General features: G+C 70.7%; 28 protein-coding genes and 2 tRNA genes. 14 read left to right on the forward strand and 16 right to left on the reverse strand.

Annotated features, from left to right (window positions below):
• Window positions 1-76: 76 nt before the first annotated feature.
• The 4 genes from NGH83_RS09860 (at window position 77) to NGH83_RS09875 (ending at window position 2,421) form a co-directional block, all read left to right on the forward strand.
• On the forward strand, window positions 77-628 hold the full coding sequence (locus NGH83_RS09860) for a class F sortase (RefSeq protein WP_251856088.1): 552 nt from the start codon (window positions 77-79) through the stop codon (window positions 626-628).
• Entirely contained in the window at window positions 625-1,206 is a 582-nt protein-coding gene (locus NGH83_RS09865; protein ID WP_251856089.1) for an RNA polymerase sigma factor, read from the forward strand. The genes NGH83_RS09860 and NGH83_RS09865 overlap by 4 nt, the downstream gene beginning before the upstream one ends.
• On the forward strand, window positions 1,193-1,927 hold the full coding sequence (locus NGH83_RS09870; protein ID WP_251856090.1) for an anti-sigma factor: 735 nt from the start codon (window positions 1,193-1,195) through the stop codon (window positions 1,925-1,927). Before NGH83_RS09865 ends, NGH83_RS09870 begins: the two co-directional genes overlap by 14 nt.
• A 182-nt stretch (window positions 1,928-2,109) precedes the next feature.
• Window positions 2,110-2,421, forward strand: coding sequence for a hypothetical protein (locus tag NGH83_RS09875; RefSeq protein ID WP_251856091.1), 312 nt, complete (start codon window positions 2,110-2,112; stop codon window positions 2,419-2,421).
• Window positions 2,422-2,514: 93 nt separating this feature from the next.
• On the opposite strand, the gene tig is transcribed toward NGH83_RS09875, so the two are convergent.
• The 3 genes from tig to NGH83_RS09890 form a co-directional block, all read right to left on the reverse strand.
• A complete protein-coding gene (gene tig / locus NGH83_RS09880; protein ID WP_251856092.1) occupies window positions 2,515-3,894 on the reverse strand; it encodes a trigger factor in 1,380 nt (459 codons plus the stop codon).
• Window positions 3,895-3,970: 76 nt separating this feature from the next.
• Window positions 3,971-4,044 (reverse strand) — tRNA-Pro (locus NGH83_RS09885).
• A 109-nt stretch (window positions 4,045-4,153) separates the two neighbouring features.
• Window positions 4,154-4,360, reverse strand: coding sequence for a hypothetical protein (locus NGH83_RS09890; RefSeq protein WP_251856093.1), 207 nt, complete (start codon window positions 4,358-4,360; stop codon window positions 4,154-4,156).
• Between the two features lie 154 nt (window positions 4,361-4,514).
• On the opposite strand from NGH83_RS09890, the gene NGH83_RS09895 reads away from it, so the two are divergent.
• The 4 genes from NGH83_RS09895 to NGH83_RS09910 all read left to right on the forward strand — a co-directional run bounded on the left by NGH83_RS09895 (window position 4,515) and on the right by NGH83_RS09910 (window position 7,180).
• Window positions 4,515-5,285 (forward strand): DNA alkylation repair protein, encoded by a 771-nt coding sequence (locus tag NGH83_RS09895; protein WP_251856094.1) that lies wholly within the window; start codon window positions 4,515-4,517, stop codon window positions 5,283-5,285.
• A 79-nt stretch (window positions 5,286-5,364) separates the two neighbouring features.
• Window positions 5,365-5,438, forward strand: a tRNA-Gly gene (locus NGH83_RS09900).
• 118 nt (window positions 5,439-5,556) lie between these two features.
• Window positions 5,557-6,177: a hypothetical protein gene (locus NGH83_RS09905; protein WP_251856095.1), complete on the forward strand. Its 621-nt coding sequence runs from the start codon at window positions 5,557-5,559 to the stop codon at window positions 6,175-6,177.
• A gap of 712 nt (window positions 6,178-6,889) precedes the next feature.
• On the forward strand, window positions 6,890-7,180 hold the full coding sequence (locus tag NGH83_RS09910; protein WP_251856096.1) for a hypothetical protein: 291 nt from the start codon (window positions 6,890-6,892) through the stop codon (window positions 7,178-7,180).
• A gap of 16 nt (window positions 7,181-7,196) precedes the next feature.
• Here NGH83_RS09910 and NGH83_RS09915 read toward each other — a convergent pair whose 3' ends face one another.
• A complete protein-coding gene (locus NGH83_RS09915) occupies window positions 7,197-7,613 on the reverse strand; it encodes a nitroreductase family deazaflavin-dependent oxidoreductase (protein ID WP_251856097.1) in 417 nt (138 codons plus the stop codon).
• A gap of 116 nt (window positions 7,614-7,729) precedes the next feature.
• Here NGH83_RS09915 and NGH83_RS09920 point away from each other — a divergent pair, with 116 nt between their 5' ends.
• Entirely contained in the window at window positions 7,730-8,155 is a 426-nt protein-coding gene (locus NGH83_RS09920) for a hypothetical protein (RefSeq protein WP_251856098.1), read from the forward strand.
• Window positions 8,156-8,324: 169 nt separating this feature from the next.
• On the opposite strand, the gene NGH83_RS09925 is transcribed toward NGH83_RS09920, so the two are convergent.
• The 5 genes from NGH83_RS09925 to hisD form a co-directional block, all read right to left on the reverse strand.
• A complete protein-coding gene (locus NGH83_RS09925; RefSeq protein WP_251856099.1) occupies window positions 8,325-8,720 on the reverse strand; it encodes a CrcB family protein in 396 nt (131 codons plus the stop codon).
• Window positions 8,717-9,133: a CrcB family protein gene (locus NGH83_RS09930; protein WP_251856100.1), complete on the reverse strand. Its 417-nt coding sequence runs from the start codon at window positions 9,131-9,133 to the stop codon at window positions 8,717-8,719. The genes NGH83_RS09925 and NGH83_RS09930 overlap by 4 nt, the downstream gene beginning before the upstream one ends.
• 98 nt (window positions 9,134-9,231) lie before the next feature.
• Window positions 9,232-10,734: a cytosine permease gene (locus tag NGH83_RS09935; protein ID WP_251856101.1), complete on the reverse strand. Its 1,503-nt coding sequence runs from the start codon at window positions 10,732-10,734 to the stop codon at window positions 9,232-9,234.
• Between the two features lie 36 nt (window positions 10,735-10,770).
• Window positions 10,771-11,610, reverse strand: coding sequence for a nitrilase-related carbon-nitrogen hydrolase (locus tag NGH83_RS09940; RefSeq protein WP_251856102.1), 840 nt, complete (start codon window positions 11,608-11,610; stop codon window positions 10,771-10,773).
• A gap of 23 nt (window positions 11,611-11,633) precedes the next feature.
• Window positions 11,634-12,965 carry a histidinol dehydrogenase gene (gene hisD, locus NGH83_RS09945; RefSeq protein ID WP_251856103.1) on the reverse strand — a complete coding sequence of 444 codons (1,332 nt, stop codon included), beginning with the start codon at window positions 12,963-12,965 and terminating at the stop codon, window positions 11,634-11,636.
• Window positions 12,966-13,037: 72 nt separating this feature from the next.
• On the opposite strand from hisD, the gene NGH83_RS09950 reads away from it, so the two are divergent.
• Window positions 13,038-13,958 carry a LysR family transcriptional regulator gene (locus tag NGH83_RS09950; protein WP_251856104.1) on the forward strand — a complete coding sequence of 307 codons (921 nt, stop codon included), beginning with the start codon at window positions 13,038-13,040 and terminating at the stop codon, window positions 13,956-13,958.
• Window positions 13,959-14,096: 138 nt separating this feature from the next.
• Here NGH83_RS09950 and NGH83_RS09955 read toward each other — a convergent pair whose 3' ends face one another.
• Entirely contained in the window at window positions 14,097-14,300 is a 204-nt protein-coding gene (locus tag NGH83_RS09955) for a hypothetical protein (RefSeq protein WP_251856105.1), read from the reverse strand.
• Window positions 14,301-14,420: 120 nt separating this feature from the next.
• Here NGH83_RS09955 and NGH83_RS09960 point away from each other — a divergent pair, with 120 nt between their 5' ends.
• Window positions 14,421-15,950, forward strand: coding sequence for a flotillin family protein (locus tag NGH83_RS09960; protein ID WP_251856106.1), 1,530 nt, complete (start codon window positions 14,421-14,423; stop codon window positions 15,948-15,950).
• Window positions 15,951-15,969: 19 nt separating this feature from the next.
• On the opposite strand, the gene NGH83_RS09965 is transcribed toward NGH83_RS09960, so the two are convergent.
• Window positions 15,970-16,152 carry a hypothetical protein gene (locus NGH83_RS09965; RefSeq protein WP_251856107.1) on the reverse strand — a complete coding sequence of 61 codons (183 nt, stop codon included), beginning with the start codon at window positions 16,150-16,152 and terminating at the stop codon, window positions 15,970-15,972.
• Window positions 16,153-16,397: 245 nt separating this feature from the next.
• Here NGH83_RS09965 and NGH83_RS09970 point away from each other — a divergent pair, with 245 nt between their 5' ends.
• Complete coding sequence (locus NGH83_RS09970; RefSeq protein WP_251856108.1) at window positions 16,398-20,129, forward strand: SCO7613 C-terminal domain-containing membrane protein; 3,732 nt, start codon at window positions 16,398-16,400, stop codon at window positions 20,127-20,129.
• A 75-nt stretch (window positions 20,130-20,204) separates the two neighbouring features.
• Window positions 20,205-20,831, forward strand: a complete 627-nt coding sequence (locus NGH83_RS09975) for a flavodoxin family protein (protein WP_251856109.1) — start codon at window positions 20,205-20,207, stop codon at window positions 20,829-20,831.
• A gap of 43 nt (window positions 20,832-20,874) precedes the next feature.
• Here the strand turns inward: NGH83_RS09975 and sufU are convergent, their stop codons facing one another.
• Entirely contained in the window at window positions 20,875-21,327 is a 453-nt protein-coding gene (gene sufU / locus NGH83_RS09980) for a Fe-S cluster assembly sulfur transfer protein SufU (protein WP_251856110.1), read from the reverse strand.
• A complete protein-coding gene (locus tag NGH83_RS09985) occupies window positions 21,324-22,619 on the reverse strand; it encodes a SufS family cysteine desulfurase (RefSeq protein WP_251856111.1) in 1,296 nt (431 codons plus the stop codon). The genes sufU and NGH83_RS09985 overlap by 4 nt, the downstream gene beginning before the upstream one ends.
• Window positions 22,620-22,828: 209 nt before the next feature.
• Here NGH83_RS09985 and NGH83_RS09990 point away from each other — a divergent pair, with 209 nt between their 5' ends.
• The gene (locus NGH83_RS09990) at window positions 22,829-23,326 is read left to right on the forward strand and encodes a Dps family protein (protein WP_251856112.1); all 498 of its coding nucleotides are present in this window, start codon (window positions 22,829-22,831) and stop codon (window positions 23,324-23,326) included.
• A 77-nt stretch (window positions 23,327-23,403) separates the two neighbouring features.
• Here NGH83_RS09990 and NGH83_RS09995 read toward each other — a convergent pair whose 3' ends face one another.
• The 3 genes from NGH83_RS09995 to NGH83_RS10005 form a co-directional block, all read right to left on the reverse strand.
• Window positions 23,404-24,126: a Pr6Pr family membrane protein gene (locus tag NGH83_RS09995; protein WP_251856113.1), complete on the reverse strand. Its 723-nt coding sequence runs from the start codon at window positions 24,124-24,126 to the stop codon at window positions 23,404-23,406.
• A gap of 77 nt (window positions 24,127-24,203) precedes the next feature.
• A complete protein-coding gene (locus NGH83_RS10000) occupies window positions 24,204-25,703 on the reverse strand; it encodes an amidohydrolase (protein ID WP_251856114.1) in 1,500 nt (499 codons plus the stop codon).
• Window positions 25,696-26,337 (reverse strand): FMN-binding negative transcriptional regulator, encoded by a 642-nt coding sequence (locus tag NGH83_RS10005; protein WP_251856115.1) that lies wholly within the window; start codon window positions 26,335-26,337, stop codon window positions 25,696-25,698. Before NGH83_RS10005 ends, NGH83_RS10000 begins: the two co-directional genes overlap by 8 nt.
• Window positions 26,338-26,353 lie beyond the last annotated feature (16 nt).

The raw sequence follows: 26,353 nt of genomic DNA on the forward strand, positions 1-26,353 counted from the left end.
CCTCGTCGTGGCCGCGGCGGCCGGGAGCGCCTCCTGCAGCGCTCCCGGTTCCGATCCTGCGGCGGTCCCCCGGCCGATGTCACCGGCCGGGGGGCCGTCGCAGCAGGAATCGCAGATCCGCAGGGCTGCCGTCGACCCCGAGGTCCGATCCGCCGCGCTGCCGCCGGTCGCGCCGGAGCCTGCTCCCCCGGCACGCGTCGCGCTGCCGTCGGTGGGCGTCGACGTCCCGATCGTCCCCACCGGGGTGCGCGCGGACGGCGGCATGGAGATCCCCGACGACCCATCGGTCGCCGGCTGGTACCGGTGGAGCGCCGCGCCCGGCGGGCCGGCGGGCAACACCGTGGTCGCGGCGCACGTCGACTCGCTGCGCTTCGGCCTCGGCCCGTTCGTCGCCCTGCGCGACGTCGCGGTGGGCGCGACCGTCACCGTCACGACCGCGGACGGTGCGGCGCACGACTACCTGGTCGAGTCGGTGACCCACGTCCCGAAAGCCGACCTCGCCTCCCTCGACGTGTTCGATCGGACGGGGCCGCCGACTCTCGCCCTGATCACCTGCGGGGGTGGTTTCGACGAGGTGACGAGGACATACTCGGACAACGTCGTCGTGCTGGCGACGGAGGCGACATGACCGATTCCGACGGCACCGTCCGGCCCGATGACGAGGCGGACGACACCCGCCTGCTCGAAGCACGTTTCGTGGCGGGCGACGAGCGCGCCGTCGCCGCGGCCTACGCGAGGTGGGGAGCGCTCGTCTACACCCTCGCGCTGCGCTCGCTCGGCGACGTCGGCGATGCGGAAGACGTGACCCAGAAGACCTTCGTAGCCGCGTGGACGGGGCGCGACCGTTTCCATCCCGAGCGGGGCCCGCTGCCCGCGTGGCTCGTGGGTATCGCCCGCAAGAAGATCGCCGATACCCACGAAGCCAGGTCGCACGTGCGCAGACTGCATGAACGCGCGGTGGCGAGCGGCTTGTTCGATGCGGAGTCCTACGATGTCGACATCGCCGACCGACTGATGATGGCCGATGAGATCGCGCACCTCGAGCCCGATGCCCAGCGCGTCATCCGGCTCGCGTTCTTCGACGGCCTGACGCACGTGCAGATCGCCGAGCGCACCGCACTCCCCCTCGGCAGTGTGAAGAGCTTGATCCGCCGAAGTCTGCAGCGACTGCGGAAGCGTTTGGAGGCGAGCCATGTCGGCCAGTGACCGTCCCCCGCACGTCGACCCCGAAGCGCTCGCGCTCATGGCGCTCGGCGAGGACACCGATGCCCGAATTCGCGACCATCTCGCCGGATGCCCCGAGTGCCAGGATGAGCTCGAAGAACTGCGCGCCACCGTCGCCGTCGGGCGCGCCGGCCTCGGCGACGAACGCCTGGCCGAACCGGCGCCCCGGGTGTGGTCGGCGATCGCCGACGAGCTCGGCCTCGACCGCGATGTCTCCCCCACGACGACGACACCGGCGTCCGCGTCGGGCCCGCCGGACGTGGTTCCGCGACGCCGGATCGGTCGCCGCGCTGCGGTCGCCGTCATCGCGACGACGCTCGCCGCGGCAGGCGTGGTCACCGCCGTGGTCGTCGCCGTGCAGGCGACGCGACCGACCGTCGTGGCCTCGGCCGCGCTGGAGCCGCTCCCCGACTGGCTGGGCGCCGAGGGCGAGGCCGTCGTCGAGGAGTCGCCGGATGGGGCGAGGGATGTCCGCGTCACGCTCGACGCGTCGGACGGCGACGGCTACCGCGAAGTGTGGCTGCTGACGCGCGATGCGACCGCGCTCGTGAGCCTCGGCGTGCTCGACGGGTCGACCGGCCGCTTCACCATCCCGGCCGACGTCGACCTCGGCGAGTATCCGATCATCGACGTGTCGCAGGAGCCTGCCGACGGCGACCCGACCCACTCGGGCGACTCCATCGTGCGCGGCCTCCTCGGCTGACCTGTCCGACCGCCGGTCCCACGAAGCCGAGTGCCGGACCGAATGCAGGAGAAATTGCTCGAGAACCCCCGCAAAGGCCCCTTTCTCGGCCCGTCTCGAGAAAATCTCCTGCATTCGGTCCGCCACCGGATCGCGGAGATGGGAGGCCGTCTCCGCCGCGGTTCGCGTGCCATGCTGACGGCATGGCGACTCCGGGACCCGATTCACGAAACGTCGACGCTCACTCCGGTTGGCTGCGCGCGGTCCTCATCGCCGGCGCGATGATCGCGCTGATCGGCGTTCTGCTGTTCATCTGGGACGCGAGCCAGCCGCGCAGCTTCGGATGGTTCGCGTATGCGCCGCTCCAGACTTCGACCCTCCCGCCGACCGGATCATTCGGGCCGTTCGGTCCGTCTGTCGCCGCGGCATGGGGCGGGCTGCTCACCGGCCTGGGCTTCGTGCTGATCGCGTTCTGGGCCGGAGCGACGGTGGGCCGCCGCCTGCAGCAGCCCTGACGAGCCCGCCGCACCGCCGCGAAGCCCCCTCGGGGCAGGGACGACGAAGGCCCCCGCTCACTCGAGCGGGGGCCTTCGTCTGTCACGCGACGATCAGTGGCTGTGGCCCTCGTGATCGTGGTCGTGGTCGTGGCTGTTCGCGTCCTGCAACGCCTGAGTGGCGGCGGAGACGTCGAACGCGTCGTCCTCGTCGCCGCCCTGAGCGGTGAAGTCGGTCATGTCGATGGCGTTGCCCTCGGTGTCGACGACCTTGGCCTTGCCGAGCACGACGGCGAGTGCCTTCGAGCGGGCGACCTCGGCGATGACGCCGGGGAGCTGGCCGTTCTGCTGGAGCACGTCGGCGAACTCCTGCGGCTGCATGCCGTACTGCGTCGCCGCCTGGATGACGTAGTTGGTGAGCTCGCCCTGGCCGACCTTGACGTTCTCCTTGTCGACGATCGCGTCGAGCAGCAGCTGCTGGCGGAAGGTCTTCTCGCTGGCTTCCTTCACCTCGGCACGGTGGGTGTCGTCGTCGAGGCGGCTCTCCTGCTCGAGGTGACGGTGCACCTCGTCCTCGACGAGGCTCTCGGGCACGGGGATCTCGACCTGCTCGAGGAGCGTGTCGACGAGCTTGTTGCGCGCCTCCGTGGCCTGACCGAAGGTCTTCGAGCGGGCGACCTGCTCGCGCAGCTGCACCTTGAGCTCGTCGAGGGTGTCGAATTCGCTGGCCATCTGAGCGAAGTCGTCGTCGGCGTCGGGCAGCTCGCGCTCCTTGACGGCGATGAGCTTGACGTTGATCTCGGCCTTCTCGCCCTCACGGTCGCCGCCGAGCAGCGTCGACTCGAAGGTGGTCTCCTCACCGGCGGAGAGCGAGTCGAGGGCCTCGTCGATGCCCTCGATGAGCTCGCCGGAGCCGATCTCGTAGGAGATGCCGGTGGCGTTGTCGACCTGGGTGCCGTCGATGGTGGCGACGAGGTCGAGCTGGGCGAAGTCGCCGGCCTTGGCGGGACGGTCGACCGTGATGAGGGTGCCGAAGCGGCTGCGCAGGCGCTCGAGCTCGGCGTCGACCTCGGTGTCGTCGACCTCGGCGGCGTCGACCGTGATGGTCAGGTCGTCGTAGGCGGGCAGGTCGAACTCGGGGCGGACATCCACCTCGACGGTGATCTCGAGATCGCCGGAGAAGTCCTTGATCTCGGGGAGCTTCGTGACGTCGGCCTCGGGGCGGCCGAGCGCCTTGAGGTCGTGATCGGCGAGGGCGAGACGGTAGTAGCGGTCGAGGCCCTCGTTGACGGCGTGCTCGATGACGGCGGCCTTGCCGACGCGCTGGTCGATGATGGGCGGCGGCACCTTGCCCTTGCGGAAGCCGGGGATGTTCACCTGCTCCGCGATGTGCTTGTAGGCGTGGTCGATGCTCGGCTTGAACTCCTCAGGAGTCACCGAGATGGCGAGCTTCACCCGGGTGGGGCTGAGCTTCTCGACGGTGGACGTGACCATGTGCTTTCCTCGTTCGTACGTCTGGCGTGGGCCTCGTGGCGTGACCGGCATCCGCTAGGCGGTCCGTTCGCACCAGTCGGGGCGACAGGATTTGAACCTGCGGCCTCCCGCTCCCAAAGCGGGCGCTCTACCAAGCTGAGCTACGCCCCGGTCTTTCGACCTTCGTCCCGGTGAAGCGGTCTTCGGTGATCAGGCCGCGGGAGAGTCTAGCCGAGTCGCGCTGGCGCGCGCTGAGCGGGGCGGCAGCCGGGTCAGCCGATCAGGCTCCGATGCCGAGGAAGTGCTTCACCCGACCCATCCCGGTGGCACGGTAGGTGGTCCGGCGACCGTGGTGGCCGAAGAGGCCGGCGAGGCTCAGGCGGTGGTGTCGGCGGGCGCCGTCGGGGTCGAGCGGCATGGCGATTCGGCTCGATTCGCGGGCGTCGACGGGCTTGCCGAATCCGTCGCTCCAGTGCAGGTCAGACATGGCGGGTGGCCTTCCGTGGGTGGCTGTCGGCACCGTTGCCGAGGCGGATGTTGACACCGTTCCCGACACTGTATTGGCGCGCGTGCCCCTTCGCGGGGGTATTGACAGGCGCCCTGGTCTGTGCGCCCGCGCGGTTGTCCGTAGGGTGGCCGCCATGACCGCCGTCGACGATGTCAAGGCCGAGATCGATGCCGTCGCCGACCCGGAGACGGGTCGGTTCCTGCAGGGCTTCTTCAAGACCGGTCCTGGCCAGTACGGCGAGGGCGATCGATTCGTCGGAGTGCGGGTTCCGGTGCTGCGGCGGATCGCGAAGGGATACACCGACCTCTCCCCCGGCGACCTGCGGGACCTGCTCGACAGCGCCATGCACGAGCACCGTCTCATCGCGCTCGTCATCCTGGTCGGCCAGTGGAAGGCGTCCGCGGCCGGTCGCGGCGACGACGGCGGCGTCGAGGTCCGACACGGCCGTCGCGCCGAGCTGCACCGGTTCTACCTCGATACCCTGCGGGCAGGGCGAGTGAATAACTGGGATCTCATCGACGCGTCCGCCGAGTACCTGATCGGCGAGTATCTGCTCGGCGAGGGTGCGGACCCTCGGAAGTCGCCCTTGCTGGACGAACTCGCCGCGGCCCCGAGCCAGTGGGAGCGACGCGCCGCCGTGCTCGCGACCTTCGCCTTCATCAAGTCCGGTGACCCGATGCCCACTCTCGCTCTCGCGGGGCGGCTACTCGGAGATCCTGAGCCGTTGATGCACAAGGCGGTCGGGTGGATGCTCCGCGAAGTGGGCAAGCGCGTGAGCCGCGACGACCTGCTCGGGTTCCTCGATGCGAACGCGGGAGGGATGCCGCGCACCATGCTGAGCTACGCGACCGAGCACCTCGCGCCCGACCAGCGGGCGGCGTACCGGGCGGTGCCGCGGAGGTGACACGCGGCGGCGGCCGTGGCCGCGAGCGCCGAGCCGATACGTTAGGCTTTCACCGCTGTTCGGCCCCGGCTGAGCACGCGGGGATGTAGCTCAATGGTAGAGCCTCAGTCTTCCAAACTGATTACGCGGGTTCGATTCCCGTCATCCCCTCCACTTCGCTCTTCCCGGCGACCTCCGGTCTTTCTCGCCGCTCGCCTCTCTGCTGCTTCGCGGGCTCGTCGATCCTCCTCTTCATAGATTCGTCTGACGCCGACGATCAGGAGACCTCCGCATGCGCCGACCTCTGACCGCTCTTCTCGCCGCCGCGGGAGCCGTGCTTCTGCTCACCGCCTGCTCCTCTCCCGAGCCGGCGGGGCCCGACTTCGAGCCCATCGAATTCGGTCAGCCGGGCGAGTTCGTTGCGCCGGGCACCGAGCTGCAAGAGGGCGACGTCGCCTGGATGTCGGTGACGGCGGGATCCGACGTCGAGACCCAGGGCGCCACGGTGCTCGGCGCGATCCCCGGCAGCCGCGACCGGTTCGACGACGAGAGCGCCGACGAGTCGCTCGCGGGCATGGTGCCCGTCGAGGTCTACGTGCAGTACGCCGATGTCGACGCGAGCAGGCTGATGCTCATCCCGATCCTCGACAGCGGCGACGAGGCGGGTCAGGTGGTGCTCGGCAACACCGGTGGACTCGCGAGCAGCTGCGAGACCGATCTCGTCGACGAGTACGACGTCCCCTATGACGGCGTCACCTGCTTCGTAGTGCCGGTGCCCGACGGCGAGACTCTCGCCGCCCTCGAGTGGCGCGGGCTCGCCGACAGTGCGATGTTCGAGCCCGACCCGAACGAGGTCCCCTACTGGACGAACCCGATCCGGTGGACCGTGACCGTGCCCGCTCCCGCGAACTGACCGGGCGGCCACCGGCGCTGCACTCTCGATGCGCTCCTCCGTCGCTTACTCGAGCCGACTCGATACGGGCTTCGCCCTACACAACGACCGGGTTCAACTCGGTCGTCGAGTAGCGACGAAGGAGCGTATCGAGTCCCTGGCGCAAGCGTGCGCCATGGGCCCAGGGTCGAGTAAACGAAGCGCATCGAGACCACAGTGCCGAACTCCGTGGCTGCGCTCTCGATACGCTCGTTCCTCGCTACTCGAGCCGTCTCGGTGCGCTTCGCTTACTCGACGACCGGGTGAGACTCGCGCCCTTCGTATCGCTTCGCGGGGCGGGCGGACTCCATCCCGGTCGTTGAGTAGCGACGAAGGAGCGTATCGAAACGGGTCGAGTAAGCGAAGCGCACCGAGACCACAGCGTGTGCTCTCGATGCGCTCGTTCCTCGCTTACTCGAGCCGTCTCGATACGGCGCTGGCGCGCCTACTCGACGACCGGTGTGGAGACTCGTGATCTTCATATCGCTTCGCTCAACGGGCGGGCTGCCTCCACCGGTCGTCGAGTAGCGACGAAGGAGCGTATCGAGTCCCCCGCGCAAGCGTGCGCGGTGGGCCCAGGGTCGAGTAAGCGAAGCGCATCGAGACCGCAGCGTGCGCTCTCGATACGGGCTTCGCCCTACTCGATGACCGAGGGCCGCGGGCGGCGTCGGGGGCTCGTCCTAGGGTTCCGGGCGTGGGGCGGAACAGGCGATACGACACCGAGCTGAGCTACCGAGCGGTCGCCGAGACGGTCATCCGGGCCGAGCCGGTCTCGCTCGAACGAGCCCAGGTCGGGGAGCAGGTCACGCAGGCGACCCGCGAGAACAAGGTCATCGCGTGGGTGCCGTTCCGCAGCGAGGCGATCGCCGAAATCGAGGGGCGGGTGCTCGCCTGGACAGAACGAGCAGTGCTCGTCGAGTTCGAGATGAAGGACGGCCGGACCCGCCGCAGCTGGGTGTGGGCCGGTGCGGTACGCCGACCCTGACCCGCTCGCGTCGGCGTCAGCCGCGGCGCGCCAGGCGAAGCACCGGGATGACCCGAGACGTGCGCTTCTCGTAGGAGGCGAATCCCGGGCTCATCGACGTGAACCGCGCCCAGGCGACGTCGCGGTCTTCGCCCTGCAGGTCGGTGACGTGGACGTCGACGGCCGGCTCGTCCGCCGTCTCGATGGTGACGTCGGAGTTAGCGAGCAGGTTGTGGTACCAGGCGGGGTGGTCGTCGGCGCCGGCCTTCGACGCGGCGATCAGCCAGGCGTCGTCGCCGTCGCGGATGGCCATCACCGGGGCGATGCGCTCGATCCCGCTCTTCGCTCCGACGTGGTGAACGAGGACGAGGCTGCGACCGAACCTCGAAACGGTTCCGCCGTTGGCGCGGAACTCCTCGATGATCGTGTCGTTGAAGCTCGCGTGGTCTGACATTCGGCGCACCGGTCTCTCGGTTGAAGGCTGTCGAGCGGAACGCTCCCCCACGCCAACGACGCATCCCGACCGGTTGTTCCAGGGTTCGGTCATCCGCGATGCGGCAGGCTGAGATCGTGTCCACCGTCGCTGCCGTCGAGCGCCTCGCGCAGGTGGCCGACCGCCTGGCGCGCAAGGACCTGACCGTCGAGCGCTTCCTGCGCGCACTCGCGTGGAACTGCGCCGGCATCCGCCTTGGGCCGCTCGGCTACCTCGACCTCGCTTCCGGCGGCCGCAACCGCTTCTCGGGTCGCGGGTTCCGCCGCCGATTCGATGATGGCACCGACGGACAGGTGCGCCACTTCGCGGGCATGGCGGTCGCCCCCGTGCTGCTCGGTGAGCGGGCCGCCCGGTGGAGCAGCATCCACGTCCTCGGCGACGCCCCCGGGTCCGCGGACGGGCAACTGAGCGAAGCCGCCCTCACCTTCTCGCGCGAGTTGCGCACCGGCCGACTCGCTCCGTCGGATGCGGGCGACTGGATCCGCCATCACCTCGCCTCCTGAGCAGCCCGGCGCATCCCGCCCGGGTGCACGGATCAGGAGTTCTCGCCCGAAACTGGGCAACTCGCACACGGATCAGGAGGGTTCGCGCCGCTTCTCCTGATCCGCGCACATTCTCCTGATCCGTGCACCTTCGAGTTCGGCAGGGCGGGGCTCGAGGGCCGGCTCGGGTTCAGGATGCCAGGGCCTGGGTGGCGTAGTAGGCGGCGGCCGCGAAGGCGATGCCTATCGCGTAGTTCGCGGCGACGCTCGTGATGGCGATGCGATAGCGGCGCGCGAGCACCAGCTGCACGGTCTCGACGTTGAAAGTGGAGAACGTCGTCAGGCCGCCCGCGATGCCGACGAGCAGCACCGTTTCGATCTCGGACGGCAGAAGGCCCGCCGCGGCGAAGCCCGCCGCGGCGCCCGCGATCGCCGACCCGACCGCGTTGACGATCAGCACGGCAGCTGGGAACCCGGTCGTCACCGCCGATCGACGCCGCGACGACGCCCACGTCGCGACGAGGAAGCGGACCACCGCCATCACGGCGCCCGAGAGCAGTACCGCGGCGACGAGCGCCGGGCTCACTCGAGAGCCTCCGGCGCACGGCGAGCCAGGGCGCGACTGCCGAGGGCGATACCGGCGACCGCGGCGCCGAGCCCGCCCGCCAGCGAGAGCACGAAGTACAGCGCGGCGATCCCCGGCCGCGACGCATCGACGAGCGTGACGAGGGCGAGCGCCACCGCCGAGAAGGTCGTGTAGGTGCCGAGCACCCCAGGCCCCAACCCCGCCTTCACCCAGACGGGCGTTCGCGGGCGCATCCATACGCCGGCGACCAGCGCGGCCAGGAGAAAGGTGCCGAGCAGGTTTGTGATCAGGGTGCTGGTCGGGAACTCGTCGGCGGCGTGCGGGAGCAGGAGGTCGAGGCCCCACCGGAGCCCGGTGCCGATCACTCCCCCGACCGCCACCGCGACGATCTCGGAGGTCGTCGGCGCGGTCACGGCATCACGTTACGCCGACCCGACAGGCCCGGACGGCAGGGCTGCACGGGAAGCGCGGGACCCGGAACCGGGCCCCGCGCTTCGACCTCTCCGCCGGGTCAGCGTCCAAGCGACTGCTCGGGCGCGGTCTCGACCGGTGCTTCGCGACCGGCGAACGCGACCGCTTCTTCGCCGTGCTCGGACGCGTCGCGTCGCGCCTGCTCGCGCTCGGCCGCCAGGTTCAGCGAGCGGGCGAAGAGCAGGTAGGCGACGGCCGACACGATGAGTCCCACGAACAGGGCGATGTCGATGCCACCCATCGCCGCTGCGATCGGCCCGGTGAACCACGCGGTCACCACGAACGGGATCATGGCGAGGATGCCGATCCCGTACGCCGCGAGGCCGCGCCACGCCCAGTTGCCGTAGATGCCGCCGGGGGTGAAGATCTCGCGGATCGCGTAGTGGCCGCGGCGCACCAGGTAGTAGTCGACCAGGTTGACGGACGTCCACGGCACGAGCACGTACAGCAGCACCACGAGGAAGCTGCTGAAGTTCGCGAGGAACTCGCCCGTGCTGAGCGCGGCGCCGAGGAAACCGGCGAGGGCGATGATCGAGCAGGCGATCACCCGGACGGTGCGCGTCGGCCGGATCGAGCGGAACGACGCGACGATCGTGATCAGCTCGAGCGCGGAGGCGTAGATGTTGACCGTGATCACCGTGACCAGCCCGGGCAGTGCCGAGATGAGGAGCCAGAACCCGGCCCCCGGCAGCACCTCGTCGGCGGCGTCGCGGACCGCGTCGAGCGGGGCTGCTCCGGCGAAGAGGGCGGCGACGAACGCGCCGAGCACCATCAGCCAGCCGGCGCCCACGATGACGCCCGCCGAGGTGTAGAACAGCGCCTTGCGGGGCGAGGTCTGGGGCGGCAGGTAGCGCGAGTAGTCGGACACGTACGGCGCCCAGCCGAGGGCATACGCCGCGGCCGCGCCGAACTGCACGAGGAACCCGGGCCAGTTGAATCCGCCGAAGCCGAGCTGGTCGGCGGGCAGCGGCAGCAGGATCACCGCGGCGACGGTGAAGACGCCGAAGGTGGCGAGGAACAGCCAGGTGAGCCAGGTCTGCGCGCGGTGGATCCAGTGGTATCCGAAGATCGCGAGCGCCAGCGCGAGTGCCGTGACCACGATGTAGTTCACGACGGGCGTCTCGACACCGGTCACCATGACGACCACGTCCGAGGCGAGCATCTGGTTGAAGATGTTGAATCCGACGATGCTGAACACGACGACCGCGCAGATCACGATGACACCGCGGTAGCCGAACTGGGCGCGCGACTGGATCATCTGCGGCAGCCCGAGCTGCGGGCCCTGCGCCGAGTGGAACGACGTGAACACGGTGCCGACGATCACGCCGAGGACGATCGCGACGAGCGAGGTCGCGAACGAGGCGCCCAGCGCCGCACCGACCATGCCCGTGGCGAGGGTGGTGAGGTTCGCGTTCGACATGAACCACAGCGGGAACAGGGTCGTCGGCTTGCCGCGTCGCTCGTCGAGCGGCACCCAGTCGATGGACTTGACCTCGACGGCGGGTCGCGACGGTGCGGTGCCGGTGGGGGCGGATGAGGACATGAGGCTCCTTGTGGAGTCGGCCGCGATGATGCGGAGTCAGTCGATGGACGGTGGAGCGATGGTTCGTGGAGCAGGGTGGTACAGCTCTGGTCGGCGGTCGCCGATGAGGTCGTTGAACTCGCCGAGCACCGTGTGGCCGACGATCTCGATGTCGGCCACGACGGGCGCGCCGGTGTTCTCGGGCCCGGCGACGATCCACCCGTCGCCCGAGACGACCGCCGTGCCGCCCGTCCACGGAATTCCGCGTTCGAGGCCGTGGCGGTCGGCGATGACGGTCGGCAGACGCGACGAACGCGCCGCCGCCATCGCCTGGATGATCTCGGGGGCGTGCTCGCCGTCGGGACGCTCGACCAGCGGCCAGTTCACCGGGAGGGCGAGCACCTCCGCGCCGGCGAGCGCGAGCCCGCGCGGCACTTCGGGGAACTCGTTGTCGTAGCAGATAGCCACTCCCACCCGTCCGACCGGGGTGTCGACGACGACGCCGGCGGCGTCTCCGGTGGCGAAGATCGTCTTCTCGCGCGCCCAGAGGTGCGACTTGCGGTACACCGACAGCACCTCCCCGCCGCTCAGGACGGCCGCGGAGTTGAAGAGCTCGTCGCCGTCGCGCTCGCAGAAGCCGACGACCGCGACGCGGTCCGCCGGCACCAGGGCGGCGAGGTCGCGCAACCGGTGATCGTCGGCGGGGATGGCCACGGCGGACGCCTCGGCCTTGTCGTCGAAGACGTAGCCGCTCGTGGCCAGCTCGGGCAGCACGATGAACTCGGCGCCCGCACCGACGGCGCGACCGAGCGCGGCGGACGCGGCGGCGAGGTTCGCGACGAGATCGCCGATGCGGATCTCGTGCGAGACCGCTGCGACCCGCAGGGTGCGCGCCATCGCCGGGCTCCCGTCCCTGTCCCTCAGCGGCGCCCGGCCGACGCGGCCAGACGATCGAGCCGCATGGTCGCGGTGGCGTCGTGCGCGGCCATCCCCTCGGACTCGGAGATGACGTGCACCGCCTCCGCGAGCTGCGGCGTGGCCGCCTCGGCGATGCGCTGGTAGGTGAGCGGCTTCAGGAAGCGCGAGACCGACAGTCCGCCGCTGTGCTTCGCACCACCCGCGGTCGGCAGGGTGTGGTTCGTACCCGCCATGCCCTTGTCGGAGTAGGCGACCGTGCTCCAGGGCCCGAGGAAGATCGATCCGTAGTTCGTGAGCGCCGAGTGGTAGTAGTCGTCGTCCTCGGTGAGGATCTCGAGGTGCTCGGGCGCGAGGTCGTCCATGAGGCGCACCGCGGTCTCACGGTCGGCGGCCACGATGACCGAGCCGTAGTCGCGCCACGCGGCGCCCGCGATCGACGCGGTGGCGAGGGTCTCGAGCTGCCGGTCGACGGCGGCGATCACCGCGTCGGCGAGCGCCTGCGACGTGGTGACGAGGGCGGCCGGCGAGTTGGGGCCATGCTCGGCCTGGCCGAGGAGATCCGCGGCGACGAGCTCGGGATCGGCGGAGTCGTCGGCGATGACGGCGACCTCGGAGGGGCCGGCGAGCAAGTCGATCGCGACGGTGCCGAAGAGCTGACGCTTCGCCTCGGCGACGAACGCGTTGCCGGCGCCGACCACCATGTTGACGGGCGACTCGAGCAGACCGAACGCCATCGCGGCGAGCGCCTGCACTCCCCCGATGACGTAGACGCGGTCGACCCCGGAGAGGTGAGCCGCGTAGAGCACGGCGTCGTTCGGTCCGCCGTCCGGCTGCGGCGGGGTGCACGCGATCACGTCGGGCACGCCCGCCTCCTTCGCCACGCCGACGGTCATGAATGCCGACGCGGTGAGCGGGAAGCGGCCGGCGGGCAGATAGGCGCCCACCTTGCCGACGGGCACGTACCGCGTTCCGGTGACGAGCCCCGGCACGAGCTCGACCTCGAAGTCCTCGAGGTGCGCGCGGTGCACTCGGGCGAAGGCGCGGGTGCGCTCGCTGCCGAGCTCGATCGCGGCGCGCAGGTCGGGGGCGATGCGCGATCCGCTCTCGGCGATGCGCTCGGCGGAGAGCTCGAAGTCGCGTCCGTCCCAGTTGTCGAGCTTGCGGGCGGCGTCGCCGACCGCGTCGAGTCCGCGCTTCTCGATGTCCTGCAGCATCGAGGTGACGGTCGCGACGACCGCCGGGTCCTGCTGCGCCGCGGGGGCGTCGATGCCGGGGGCCTTGGCGATGGAGTAGCGGCCGTCGAGGGAGGAGAGCACGGAGGGGGTGAAACGCATAGGGGCGATCGTAGGCAGCGGCGGAGTACGGGACAACGGTCATATACCCCGCACCTGCCATAGGGTTTGCCTATGCGTATCTCGCAGCTGCGCGCGTTCGCGACGGCCGCCCGGCTCGGATCCTTCACCGCCGCCGCCCGCGAGCTGGGTCTCGCCCAGCCCACCGTCTCGGAGCTGGTCCGCGCCCTCGAGCAGGGCTGCGGCCTCGAGCTGTTCGTCCGCGGCGGTCGCCGACTGGTGCTCACCGCGGCGGGCGAACAGCTGCTGCCCTGGGCGCGCCAGGCGACCGACAGCGTCGACGGCGCCGAGGACCTCGTGCGGTCGCTGCGCGGCATCTCCGGCGGCGTCGCGAGCTTCGGTGTGCTGCGCAACGCCGAGTTCTACCTGCTCTCCCCCCTGGCGCAGGAGTTCCACCATCGCTATCCGGGCGTGCAGATCCGCCTGGTCGGACAGAACTCGGTGAGCGTCGCCGAAGCGGTCCGAGCCGGTGAGCTCGAAGCAGGACTCGTGGTGCTTCCGGTGCCCCACGAGGGGCTCGATGTCCGGCCGCTGCTGCGCGACGAGGTGGTGTGGGTGAGCCGTGACGCCTCCCGGACGCGGAAGCCGATGACGATCGGGGCCATCCCCGAGGCGCCGCTCATCCTCTACGACGCGCAGTACGGCTCATCGGATCCGACCCGACGTCAGCTCACCGACCGCGCGCAGGCCGCCGGGGTGCGGATCGACCCGCTGATCGAGGTCGAGAACGTCGACACCGCGCTGGCGCTCGTCGCCCGAGGCCTCGGCGACACGATGGTCGCCTCGGCGGTCACCCGCAGCGCCCTCTTCCCGCCGGGACTCACCACGACGCCGTTCGCGGAGCCGCTCCACGACGTGATCGCGCTGGTGCGCCGCGAGCGCAGCACCCTGTCGCCGGTATCGCAGGCGCTCGCGGATCTCGCGACCGACATGCTGCTCCGCGGCGACACCACACTGACCCCGCCCGCCCGCTGAAGAGGCCCGCCTGCCCGCCCGTTGAGCGAAGCGATACGAAGGGCCCCCCCTCCGCTCGCCGATAAGGCCCGCCCTGCTCGCTGAGGAGGCCCGCCAGGGCCGTCGCGAAGCGAGGAACTCGTCGCACCCTCTGCGGGTTCAGGCGAACAGCGACCGCTCACCGAGCGCCGACGAGATGACCACCCAGAGCATGCTGTTCTGGTCGAAGTCCTCATCACCCGGACCGTAGCCCTGCGACCGCAGTTCGGCATGCTCGGCGAGGTTCTCGTCGAGCATGACCTGAAGCTCGGAGAGCGGAACCGACCTCAGCTCTTCGAGCATGAGCGTCATGGTCGGATCCATGCGGGCGAAGCTACTTCGTGAGACTGCATGGATCCCGAAAGAATGATCTCGTTCCCATCACGGTTCGCTTTCATCAGACGTTTCCTTGCCGCGCCGCGCCCCCTCCGACAGACTGAAGCGGTGATCGACTTCTTCTCCGACCTGATCGGAACGGCATTTCTCATCGGCGCACTGATCGTCGTCGTCCTGATCGTGCTCATCATCGTGCTCCGCGGCATCAAGGTCGCGAAGCCCGACGAGGCGATCATCGTGACCTCTCGGCAGAAGGGCCCGAAGACGGGAGCCGAGAACGACGAGAACGCCGGACAGCGCGTCGTCTTCGGCTCGCGCGTATTCGTGAAGCCCATCGTCGAGGCCTACTTCAAGCTGAGCCTGCGCAGCCGGCAGCTGAACGTGCAGGCCACCGCGCAGACGCGGGACGCGATCACCATCCGGGTCAACGCCGTGGCGGTGGTCAAGGTCGGCGGCTCGGAGCAGATGGTGCGCGCCGCCGCCCAGCGCTTCCTCAACCAGCAGGATCAGATCGAGGCGTCGACCGAGGAGGTCCTCAGCGGATCGGTCCGCTCGATCGTCGGTCAGCTGACGGTGACCGAGATCATCACCAACCGGTCGGCGCTGCAGGGCCAGGTGCTCGAGGCCGTCCGTGAGGCGCTCGACGTGCAGGGTCTGCAGATCGACACTCTGCAGATCAAGGAGATCGACGACGACAACGGCTACATCCGCGACCTCGGACGCGCCGAGGCCGCCCGTGTGAAGCAGGTCGCCGAGATCGCCGAGTCGGTCGCACGCCAGGCCTCCGAGGAGGCCCGCATCACCGCCGATCAAGCGGTCGCCGAGTCGCAGCGCAAGCTCGACCTGCGTAAGGCCGAGATCCAGAAGGAGACCGACAAGGCTCGTGCCGAGGCCGCGTCGGCGGCCCCGCTCGCCGAGGCGATCGCGCAGCAGGAGGTCGTCAGCCAGCAGGAGCTCACCGCGGGCAAGCGCGTCGGACTGCGCAAGCAGGAGCTGGACGCCGAGATCCGCGCGGTCGCCGACGCCGAGGCGTACGCGATCGCGAAGAAGGCCGAGGCCGACGCGCAGGCGTCGATCGCCGCGGCGAACGCCACTCGCGACGCCCGCAAGTCGGCCGCCGAGGCCATCGAGGCCGAAGGTGTCGCCGACCGCAACCGCCGCCGTTCCGCGGCGGAGGCCATCGAGGCGGAAGGTATCGCCGACAAGAACCGCCGTATCGCCGCCGCCGAAGCGCTCCGAGCCGAAGGCGAGGCGCAGGCCGACTCGATCCGCGTCACCGGTAACGCCGAGGCCGAGTCGACGAGGGCTCAGGCCGAGGCGCTGCAGGAGCGCGCCATGGATCTGCTCCGACAGCAGGTCATCAACCAGCTCCCCGAGATCGTCCGCGCGGCCGCGGAGCCGCTCGCCGGCATCCGCTCGATGACCGTGATCTCCTCCGACGGCGACCCCACCGGTCAGCTCGGTCAGAGCGTCGCGGGCCAGCTGGCGACGTCGACGAAGCTCATCAAGGACCTGGTCGGCATCGACATCGCCGACATCGTCAATGGTCGTGCGACGGGCGCGGCGGTCGGCGAGGCGCTCGCCGCGGCGGGCGATGGCAGGGCGACGCGGGGGTCCGCAGCTCCTGCGAAGGACTGAGACCGACCGCTCAGAGCTCCTACTCCACGTAGAAGGCGTGGTCGTCGAGCGCGGTGCGCCGCGCCGCGACGCCCGCCGGGAGAAGGGTGTCGATCGCGGTGAGCACCTCGTCGAGCTGAGCGACCAGGGTCGCCGTCGGCCGACCGGAGGCTTCGATGATCTCGAGCTGTTCGCGGAGCTCCGCGACGGTGCGGTCGGTCACAGCGGCCCGGCAGCGGTGCCGTGTTCGACCGCGCCGCTGCGGTCTGGGGAGGAAATCATGAGCGGAATTGTTCTGCAGGGGTATGCACCGCACCAGGGCTGGACACGACACGGTCGAGGGCGCTACACCGCACCCCGTCCGACCGGCGCCGGATCGATCGTGAGCGCCGTTTCCACAACCGCCGATCTCTCCACAGACCGCCGGTCCGCCCGCATCGCCGCCGACCGCTCTGACACAGTGATCGCATGAGCGGCTCCCGCCCCACGCACGCCTTCCGGTTCTGGGCCTCGTCACCGGACGAGCTGCTCGACACGACCAAGTGCCCGGCCTGCTTCACACCCCTGCGCACCCTCGTCTGCTCCCGCTGCGGGCTCGATCTCGGGGTCGACGGTGCGGATGAGCTGCTCGCCGCGTCGAGGGCCGTCGTCGGGTGGGAGGAGCAGCGCCAGCGCATCATCGCCGGGATGCGCGAGAGGCAGCGCGCCGCGGTCGCCGCCCGCACCGGAGCAGCCGCAGTCTCCGCGCCCCTCGCGGCTCCCCTTTCTCCGTCTGACCTCCAGGGTCCGCCGGCGGAGGCGACTCCACGACAGACCACTCCCCTGCCTGCACCCGCTGCCGCCCCTGCTGCCTCGTCGGTCGCGGCACCCTTCGCGGCGACCCCGCCGCCCGCCGCCGCTCCCGCGTTCACGACGGCGCCTCCGGCCGCACCCCCGAGGCGGCGTCCCACCGTCCAAGCCGTGCTGCTCACCACCGGCGTCATCGCCGTCTCGGTGACCGCCGTCTTCTTCCTGCTCGTGGCGTACCTCCTCGCCTCCCTCGAGGTGCGATCCGCGATCATCGCCGCCGCGAGCCTCCTCGTCATCGGCGTCGCGATCGTGCTGCGCCGCCGCGGACTGCGCGCCACGGCCGAAGGCGTCGCCGTGATCGCCCTCGTGCTGCTGCTGCTCGACGTCTGGATCATCCGCGCCAACGATCTCTTCGGCACGGGTGGTGTCGACCCGTATCTGCACGCCGGTGCCGGCGTCGCCGTGATCGCAGGCCTCGCGCTGCTCAGCCGGCGCGCCGCCCCACTGCGCACGGTCACCCTCTTCGCCGCCGGCGCCCTTCCCGCCGCCGTGGCTCTGATCACTGCCGGCGCCATCGACGGGCCCGCGAGCACCCGCGTCTGGGCGGGTGCCGCCGCCGCAGTCGCAGCTCTCGCCGGATCGCGCGTTACCCGAGCGGCGATCGAGCACAACCTCCTCGTCGGCGGGACCCTGCTGGGCGCGCTCGTCGCGGGAGTCGCCGCCTGGATCGCGCTTCCCGATCTCGCCATCACGCGCCTGCTCACCTTCGCGGTCGTCGCGCTTCTCTGGGCGGGGGAGTCGATCATCGCCCGCGCCGCCGGCCCACGCGACCGGTGGCGCACCGTCGTCGCGGGCGCGGGCCTCGGCTACGCGTTCGCCGGCGCCGCGATCGGAGGCCTGTCCGTCGGCACCGACGCGCTGCTCACGCTCCTCGAGGTCTCCGCCGTCGGCGCGGGGGTGGTCGCCGCCCTGGTCCTCGTGCGGGCGGGAGTGCCGCTCGCCTCGAAGCCGCAGGCTACGGCCGCGGTCATCGGCGGCCTGGTCGTGTCGGCGTTGGGTCTGCTCGTCGCAGCGGGCTCCGCCGTGAGCGCCGGCGCCGTCGCGCTCACGCGACCGCTGTTCTCGGGGCTCTTCGCCGGAGGGTCTCCGATCGGCCCCGACGACGGGCTGCTCTTCGCCCTCACCGTCACGACGACCGTGGCCGTGCTGCTCGCCGCGCTCCGGCGTCGGACGGTATGGACCGTCGTCGCGATCGAGATCGCCGCCGGTGCGGCGCTCGTCCTTCCCGCGGCGCTCGCACCCGGTGCGGGCTCGGCGGTCGCCGCCGCCCTCATCGCGGCCGCCGCAGGGGCGGGAATGCTCGTTCTCGGAGGGTCGCGGCGCTGGCTCCGTTTCGCCCTGTACCCGGTCGGAGCCGCGGCGCTGCTCTTCCTCGCGGCCGCCGCGTTCACCGACCGCGGTGCGTGGCCGTGGGCCTCGGGTGCGGCGGTCGTCATCCTCGCGGGAACGGCCTTCGCCACGCGCATCCCTGCCGAGCGCACCGTCCTCCTCGGTGTCGGTCTGATCGCGCTCGTCGGGACCGCCGCCTCCACGCCGGAGTGGGCGCGCATCGACCTCCACGCGTCGCTGCTACCCGCGTTCGTCGGCGCCGCGGCGCTCCTCATCGTCGCGGCACTACCGCGGCTGCGCCGGCCGGACGCGGGCGTGCTCGCCGCCGTCTCCGCGGTCACCCTCACGGTCACGGGCCCCCTCGCGATCGTGACCGGAGGAGAGCAGGCGGATCTGATCGGCGCCGGGCTCGCGGGTATCGTCGCGGTCGCATCGGCGGCGACCCTCGCGTCTCCGACCGCCCGGCGACGAGCGCCCGAGGCGGTCGTCGCCGCCCTCGTCGGTCCGCTCGCCGTGATGGCGACCGCAGGACAGATCGCCGCTGTGCTGCGCCTCGACGGGGCGGTCGTCTGGGCGGTCTCCTCAGCCGTCGTCACCTCCGCTCTCGCGGTGCCGCCTGCCATCCGTCGCGCGACGGGATCGTCGCCGTGGCTGACCGGCGGCAACCTCGCCGCGGCTCTTCTCCCGGTCGTCGTCGTACTGGCGACGGGCAGCGACTGGACCTGGCTCGTCCTCGTGCTCGCGGCCGTGGCCGTCGGGATCTCGTCCACGACCGACGGCGACCCCGTCCGCGCCACCGGCGCACGCCGCCACCTCGGCTGGCTGGCAGCGGCTCTCGCATCGGGGGCCCTCTGGTGGTCGCTCGCCGACGGCGGCGTCCGCGAGGTCGAGCCGTACACGCTCCCCGTCACGGGCCTCCTCCTGATCATCACCGGTGCGATCACCGCGCGGCGTGCGAGCGAGCACGGCGCCGGCCGGTCCCTCCTGTTCGCTGCGGCTCTCGCCCTCGCCTTCCTGCCGAGTGTCCTCGCCTCGTTCGACACCGGAGGGGTTCGAGCGGTCGTCGTCGCTGTCGCCGGGGGCGTCCTCGCCCTCGCCGCCCCCTTCCTGCCCGAGCGCCTCCGAACGCTGGCACTGCGGGGGATCGTGCTCGCCTTCGCGCTGTCGTCACTGCTGCTGGTGGCGGCGGACCGCGCGTTCGACGAGGCGACGGGACGCGGCAGCCTCCTCGTCGAGGCGTGGCTGCTTCCGGCCGTCGCGGTGTCCGGGGTGGTCGGGCTGCTCTGGTTCGAGCGCGGGCTCCTCCCCCGGAACGTCGCCACCACCGCTCTCACCGCTTCCATCGTGCTTCTCGCGGGGATCGAGACGGTCGCCGTGATCGAGGGCGGCTTCGTCGTCCCTCGCCTCGTCGGCACTCTCAGCCTGCTCGGCGCCGCCTGGATCGTGCAGAACGCACTGCAGTCGGAGCGGCCCTCGCGGTTGGTCCGCGGTGCGACGATCACCGGGCTCGGAGTCGTCACGGCGACCGGTATCGCGCTGTCGGGGCTGCTGCCCACCGCCGTCGTTCCCGGCGCCGGTAGCGTGCCCGCCGTCGAGCTGGCGACCGTGCCGACCGCGCTCGCACTCCTCGCGGGCGGCGCCCTTCTGCTCGAGCGCCGCGCCGACCTCGGCAGCGGGACCGCCCTCGGTCCGGGACTGGCGCTGCTGCTCGTGCCGTCCCTGCTCCTCGACTTCTGGCCGACCGAGCTCTGGCGCGCAGTCGCACTCGGGGTCGTCGCCCTCGCGGTGCTGCTCGTCGGCGTCGTCGGCCGCCTTCGCGCACCCCTGCTGGTCGGCGCGGCGACCTTCGCCATCCATGCCCTGGCGCAGCTGTGGCCGTGGTTGTCGGACGTCTACGACGCGGTGCCGTGGTGGCTGTGGGTCGGTGTCGGGGGTGTCGTGCTGATCGTGATCGCCGCCCGCTACGAGCAGCGGGTCAAGAACCTGAAGGACGCGGTGCTCTACCTCGGCGCGTTGCGCTGACCTCGATCAGGCGGCTCCCAGCACCTTCCCGACTGCGCCATCGAGAGTGAGGCGACCCCGACGGAAGAGAACACCATGACAGCGTCCCAGACCACCACGACCCTGACCGCGTTCGCCCTCAACTGCACGCTGAAGCCGTCACCGGCTCCCTCGAGCACGGAGCTGCTGATGAACCAGGTCCTCGACGCCCTCGGCGAGCACGGCGTGACGAGTTCGTCGGTGCGTCTCGTCGACCACGACGTGAAGCCGGGAGTCGAGACCGACATGGGTGACGGCGACGCGTGGCCCGCCATCCGCGAGAAGATCCTCGCCGCCGACATCCTGCTCATCGCGACACCCACCTGGATGGGACACATGACGAGCATCGCGCAGCGGGCGCTCGAACGTCTCGACGCCGAACTGTCCGAGACCGACGACGCGGGCCGCCCGATCCTGTTCGACAAGGTCGCCATCGTCGCCAACGTCGGCAACGAGGACGGCGCGCACCAGATCAGCGCGGAGCTGTTCCAGGGATGGAACGACGTCGGCTACACGATCCCCGCACAGGGCGTTACCTATTGGCACGGCGAGGCGATGGGGTCCACGGACTACAACGACCTCGACGAGACGCCCGAGGCCACCGCGGCCACGAACAAGACCGTAGCGGCGAATGCTGCGCATCTGGCGCGGGCCCTGAAGATCAGCAGCTATCCCGCCGAGTGACGCGAGGACCGGGCGTCGTGATGCGCGGCGCCCGGCACCCGTCTCAGTGGGCCTCGGCCAGCGCGTGCTCGGCGGCGACCCAGGCGAGCATCGCGCACTTCACACGAGCCGGGTACCGGGAGACCCCGGCGAACGCGGCCGCGTCGCCGAGCGTCTCCTCGTGCTCCTCGAAGTCGTCCCGCGAACGCATCATGCCGCGGAACTCCTCGAACGCCGCGCGGAAGCCGTCGACGTCCATGTCCTTCGCGAGTTCCGTCAGCACCGAGGCGGAGGCCATCGAGATCGAGCACCCCATGCCGTCCCACCGCACCTGGGCGATGCGGTCGCCGTCGAGGGCGAGACGCAGCGTGATCTCGTCGCCGCAGGTGGGATTGATCTGATGCGAGCTGCCGACACCCGTTCCCTCTGGGGCGGGAGCGGCGTCGATCCCTCGGCCGTGCGCCTGCTTCGAATGGTCGAGGATGATCTGCCGGTACAGGTCGTCGAGCCCGCTCATGCACCTGCTCCGAAGTACGCGCGGACGCCCGCGACAGCATCGAGGAACTCGTCCACCTCGTCGGTGGTCGTGTAGAGGTAGGCGCTCGCCCGCGTGGTGGCAGCGACGCCGAGGCGCCGGTGCAGGGGCTGGGCGCAGTGGTGTCCGACGCGCACGGCGATGCCGCGGTCGTCGAGGAACTGGCCGACGTCATGCGCGTGGACGCCGTCGACGTCGAAGGCGGCGAGTCCGACGCGCGCGGCGCCGGGACCGGGACCCACGACCCGGATGCCGGGCACACGGGCGAGCCCCTCGACGAGTCGCTGCCCGAGGGCGGCCTCCCACTCGTGCACCGCGTCGAGCCCCACCTCGTCGAGGTAGCGCACGGCGGCGTCGAGCCCGACGGCCTGCGCGATCGGCTGGCTGCCCGCCTCGAAACGCTGGGGGGCGGGCAGGAACTCGGCGCGCTCCATCGTGACCGTCGTAATCATCGATCCGCCGGTGATGAACGGCGGCATGGAGTTCAGCAGGTCGCGCTTGCCGTAGAGCACGCCGATGCCGGTGGGGCCCAGCATCTTGTGGCTCGAGAACGCGGCGAAATCGACGTCGAGGGCGTGCAGATCGAGCGGCAGGTGCGGAGCCGACTGGCACGCGTCGAGCATCACGAGGGCACCGGCCCCGCGCGCGAGCGCGACGAGCCCGTCGACCGGGTTGACGACCCCGAGCACGTTCGACACGTGCGTGAAGGCGAGAAGCTTCGTGCGCGGCCCGATGACGGTGCGCGCGGCATCCAGGTCGAGCACCTCGCCGTCGGTGATGGGGATGAACCGCAGTGTCGCGCCGACCCGGGCGGCGAGCTGCTGCCACGGGATGAGGTTCGCGTGATGCTCCATCTCGGTGACGACGATCTCGTCGCCCGGAGCGAAGACGATGGGCCCGTCGCCCTGGAGGCTTCCGGCGCCGAGCGAGTAAGCGACGAGGTTGAACCCCTCGGTCGCGTTCGCGGTCCAGACGATCTCGTCGTCGTCGGCGCCGACGAAGCGGGCGACGCTCGATCGGGCCTGCTCGAACGCCTCGGTGGCTTCGACGGCGAGGTGGTGCGCACCGCGGTGCACGGCGGCGTTGCGGTGCATCGCGAAGTCGCGTTCGGCGTCGATCACCGCGAGGGGGCGCTGCGACGTCGCACCGGAGTCCAGGTAGACGAGCGGGCGTCCACCGACGTTCGTTCCGAGGATCGGGAAGTCGGCACGCAGGCGCGTGACTGCGGCGTCATCGAGCGTTTCGATGGTGGGAGGGGCGGCCCCAACACTCATGAGCGGGTCACTCCTTCTTTCTCGGCGGTCCACCCGGGTCAACCGCGGCGCGGCGGTGCGGTATTCCGTGCGACCTCTGCCTCCACCGTAGAGCGTGGCGGGAGCTTCGATCCGCCCGCGGCATGCGGTTAGCCCAGCCTCAGCTTGCTTGCGAACAATTCCCAGACGCGTAGCGTTGGGTTGGACAACGGAGAACGGAAGGAATGTTCATGACGGACACCACTACTGTCGCAGCAGCCACCAAGTCGATCTGGGGAGCCGACGTGGCCGCTGGAGTCGCACAGTTCCTCCAGCCGCTGGTCGTCAACCTGACCGCGCTGAGCGTCGACGGCAAGCAGGCGCACTGGCATGTGCGCGGACACAACTTCATCGGCATCCACGAGTTGCTCGACGTCTACGTCGCGCACACCCGTGAGTGGGCCGACCTCGTCGCCGAGCGCGTCGTCGCGCTGGGACTTCCCGTCGACGGACGCGTCCAGACCGTCGCCGCCTCGACCACCACGCCGATCTACCCCGACGGCTTCGTCAGCGTCGAGGACACCGTGGCGAACGTCGTGACGCAGATCGACGCGACGCTCGAGGTGCTGCACAAGGGCATCACCGACCTCGAGGACATCGACGTGTCCAGCCAGGACGTGCTCATCGAGATCGAGCGCGGACTCGTCAAAGACCGCTGGTTCCTGCAGGCGCATATCGCAAAGGCCTGACCCGCCTGAATCGTATGAAGGGACGCCCCGATCGGGGCGTCCCTTCGTCGTTGCGGAGCCCCTTCGTATCGCTGCGCTCAGCGGGCGGGTTGCAGCGCCTCGTCTTCCGCAGCACGCGATATGCGCTGAGCGGGCCCGGCGAAGCGCCGCGAGATCCAGATAGCGAGTGCCGCGAGCGAGGCGATCACGAGCGCGATGATGACGACGTAGAACGCGACCGACAGGTAGCCGTTGTGCGAGAGGTTCGGGTTGAGGAACGGGTACGGGTACCAGTAGTCGACGCCGCGCAGCACGTCGGGGGTCAGCGGGCCGCGGATCAGGGTGTAGACGACCCAGACGATCGGGAAGACGAGCACCCGGGGCAGCACCTGCCAGCGGACCGGGGAGCGCCCGGGGGCGAACAGCCAGTCGAGCACGACGACGAGCGGGGCGACGACGTGGAACACCTCGTTCGACCATTCGAGCGTGGTGCCCTGCGGGAGCGCGATGCCCCGCAGCAGCAGGTTGTAGACGATGCCGGTGATCGCCATGTAGGTGAAGTCCGCGACACGGAACGCGAGGAACACGCGGCTGTCGGTGGTGCGTCCGCGGAACAGCCGGGCGGCGCCCCACGCCATCACGCCGATGGTGAGGACGTTCGACTGCACGGTGAAGAAGCTGAAGAAGCTGACCAGCGGGCTCGTCAGGTCGGTGAGGCCGTTCGACTGCCAGTAGCCGACGCTGGTGTTGATCTGGCCGATGATCGCGGCGACGATGGCGATCGCCAGAAGCGCTCGGACGGCTGCGACGGCGACGCGCACTCTGACTCCCCTGATCGGTCGCTGAACCATATCGGAGTGCCGACGCGAGCGACAAGAGCCGCGGCGGCGCGGGCCGGTCAGAGGGCGCGGTGCGTGAACCGGCCGGCGAGGAGCGTGGCTGCGACGGGGATCCCGGTGAGCCGGAACTCGGGGTCTATGCGTTGGAGCTCGATCGGGTCGTCGTCGACTACCGCGAGATCGGCGGGCGCACCGACCTGCAGCCTCGTTCGTCCGTCCGTCGACGCCGCGAGCGCCTCCTCGACGGTGAGCGCCTGCTCGGGGTGCCACGACTGATCGCCGGGCCGGCTGCGGTGCACGGCGGCGTCGATGGTCTGCCACGGGTCGAGCGCCGAGACCGGCGCATCGGATCCGAGTGCCAACGAGGCGCCTGCGTCGAGCAGGCTCCGCAGGGGGAACGCACGGTCGGTGCGGCCCGCCCACAGCTCGTCGGCCACGTCCCTGTCGTCGAGCAGATGCGCGGGCTGGACGCTCGCCACCACTCCGAGTCGGCCGAAGCGCGCGACGTCGTCGGCGCCGACGAGCTGCGCGTGCTCGACCCTGCCGCCGATCCCGAGCCGCTCGAACACGTCGAGCGCGAGCCCGAGGGCCCGGTCGCCGATGGCGTGCACGGTGGGCACCAGTCCGCCGGAGCGTCCCGTGCGCAGCAGGCGCTCGAGGTCATCGGGCCCGACGGTCAGCAGGCCGCTGCCGCTGTCCGGGTCGCCGGCATAGGGGTCGAAGCAGTACGCGGTGCGCGTGTTGAGCGAGCCGTCGATGAGGACCTTGAGGTACCCGACCTCGATCAGGTCGTCGATGCGCCCGCCGGTGCGCAGCCCTTCCGCGATGGCCCGCTCGACGTGCTGCGGGTAGACACCGAATCGCACGCGGAGCGAGTTGAAGGAGGCGGCCCGGCGTCGCCGCCAGGTGTCGAGGGTCCAGTCCATCTCGAGGTCGACGACGCCGACCACTCCCCTGGCCGCCGCCCGTTTCGCCGCATCGGCCGCCCATCCGTCGACGACGTGCTCGGGCACCTCGTCGAGGGCGCGCTGCACGGCGAAGGCGGGACCTTCGCGCAGCAGCCCGGAGTCGTCGATCTCGACGCCGAGGTTCGCGGCGGCGCGGGTGCTCAGCCAGACGCAGTGCAGGTCGCCGCTGATCAGGACGACGTCCCCGCCGCCGGTTGCCTGGTCGAGCAGGCGCGAGTTCGGCGCGTCGGGCCAGAGCCCGTCGCGGAAGCCGTAGCCGATGATCGTCCCCGGCGCGGCAGTATCGGGTCCCGCGGGGGCCCCGGCGTCGGCGAGGCTCGCGGAGACCATGGTCGCCGCCTCGAACGCGGACGAGGCGGCCGAGACGTCGAGTCGCCTGCTCATCAGGCTGAGCTGGGTGAAGTGGACGTGCTGATCCCAGAGTCCCGGGAGGACGAAGCGCCCCTCGAGATCGATGACCTCCGTCGGCGTCCCCACCCGATCGGCGGCGTCGCCCGGCAGTCCGACGATCAGACCGTCCTCGAGGAGGATGTCGCCCGGCCGGGCGACGCCGCGCACTCGGGCGTTCCGCAGCAGGAGCCGCTCAGCCACGCGCGGCCCGGCGGACCTCGTGCACGCGGCGCATCTCGGCGGCGAGCGCCGGCTGGGCGTAGGGGCCGTCGCCCTCGAGCTCGCCGATGATGACGTCGACGGTCTCGTCGGGCCGGTTCTGGCTCAGCTTCGACTTCGCCGTGACGCGGGTGGGGGTGAGCCGCAGCCCGACCGTTCCCGAGCTGATGCGCGCGGCGTACGCGGCGTTCTCGAGCGTGCCGTTCATGCGGCGCGGTTCGGGCATCCGGTCCTCGAAGGAGTCGACGAGGTCGCTGAGAACGCGCAGATTCTCCTCGTCGGAGAGGATCTCGGGCACCCCGTAGAAGTGCGCGACGACGAAGTTCCAGGTGGGCACGGCGGGCTTCGCGTCGTACCAGCCGGGCGAGATGTAGCCGTGCGGGCCTTGCACGATCATCATCAGCTCGTGCTGACCGAGCTCGAGGATGTTCTCGTCGGGACGGCCGACGTGGGTGAGGATGGACAGCTCGTCGCGCGTCTCGTCGAGCACGATCGGGTAGTGCGATGCGGCGAGGCCCGCCGCGGTGTTCGCGACCAGGATCGCCCACGGGTTCTCGCGGACCAACCGCTTCAGCTCGTCGGTGTCCTGCAGCACGAAGCTCGGGTTCTGTCTCATCGCTCGCGCTCCCTCG

Origin of the sequence: Herbiconiux sp. L3-i23 (assembly GCF_023734115.1) — a bacterium.
Lineage (GTDB): Bacteria > Actinomycetota > Actinomycetes > Actinomycetales > Microbacteriaceae > Naasia.

Bases quoted from the DNA above. Each gene is read 5' to 3' on its own strand.
- NGH83_RS09860 (WP_251856088.1), top strand. From the start codon at position 77: ATGTCACCGGCCGGGGGGCCGTCGCAGCAGGAATCGCAGATCCGCAGG.
- NGH83_RS09865 (WP_251856089.1), top strand. From the start codon at position 625: ATGACCGATTCCGACGGCACCGTCCGGCCCGATGACGAGGCGGACGAC.
- NGH83_RS09870 (WP_251856090.1), top strand. From the start codon at position 1,193: ATGTCGGCCAGTGACCGTCCCCCGCACGTCGACCCCGAAGCGCTCGCG.
- NGH83_RS09875 (WP_251856091.1), top strand. From the start codon at position 2,110: ATGGCGACTCCGGGACCCGATTCACGAAACGTCGACGCTCACTCCGGT.
- tig (WP_251856092.1), bottom strand. From the start codon at position 3,894: ATGGTCACGTCCACCGTCGAGAAGCTCAGCCCCACCCGGGTGAAGCTC.
- NGH83_RS09890 (WP_251856093.1), bottom strand. From the start codon at position 4,360: ATGTCTGACCTGCACTGGAGCGACGGATTCGGCAAGCCCGTCGACGCC.
- NGH83_RS09895 (WP_251856094.1), top strand. From the start codon at position 4,515: ATGACCGCCGTCGACGATGTCAAGGCCGAGATCGATGCCGTCGCCGAC.
- NGH83_RS09905 (WP_251856095.1), top strand. From the start codon at position 5,557: ATGCGCCGACCTCTGACCGCTCTTCTCGCCGCCGCGGGAGCCGTGCTT.
- NGH83_RS09915 (WP_251856097.1), bottom strand. From the start codon at position 7,613: ATGTCAGACCACGCGAGCTTCAACGACACGATCATCGAGGAGTTCCGC.
- NGH83_RS09935 (WP_251856101.1), bottom strand. From the start codon at position 10,734: ATGTCCTCATCCGCCCCCACCGGCACCGCACCGTCGCGACCCGCCGTC.
- NGH83_RS09940 (WP_251856102.1), bottom strand. From the start codon at position 11,610: ATGGCGCGCACCCTGCGGGTCGCAGCGGTCTCGCACGAGATCCGCATC.
- hisD (WP_251856103.1), bottom strand. From the start codon at position 12,965: ATGCGTTTCACCCCCTCCGTGCTCTCCTCCCTCGACGGCCGCTACTCC.
- NGH83_RS09950 (WP_251856104.1), top strand. From the start codon at position 13,038: ATGCGTATCTCGCAGCTGCGCGCGTTCGCGACGGCCGCCCGGCTCGGA.
- NGH83_RS09955 (WP_251856105.1), bottom strand. From the start codon at position 14,300: ATGGATCCGACCATGACGCTCATGCTCGAAGAGCTGAGGTCGGTTCCG.
- NGH83_RS09970 (WP_251856108.1), top strand. From the start codon at position 16,398: ATGAGCGGCTCCCGCCCCACGCACGCCTTCCGGTTCTGGGCCTCGTCA.
- NGH83_RS09975 (WP_251856109.1), top strand. From the start codon at position 20,205: ATGACAGCGTCCCAGACCACCACGACCCTGACCGCGTTCGCCCTCAAC.
- sufU (WP_251856110.1), bottom strand. From the start codon at position 21,327: ATGAGCGGGCTCGACGACCTGTACCGGCAGATCATCCTCGACCATTCG.
- NGH83_RS09985 (WP_251856111.1), bottom strand. From the start codon at position 22,619: ATGAGTGTTGGGGCCGCCCCTCCCACCATCGAAACGCTCGATGACGCC.
- NGH83_RS09990 (WP_251856112.1), top strand. From the start codon at position 22,829: ATGACGGACACCACTACTGTCGCAGCAGCCACCAAGTCGATCTGGGGA.
- NGH83_RS10005 (WP_251856115.1), bottom strand. From the start codon at position 26,337: ATGAGACAGAACCCGAGCTTCGTGCTGCAGGACACCGACGAGCTGAAG.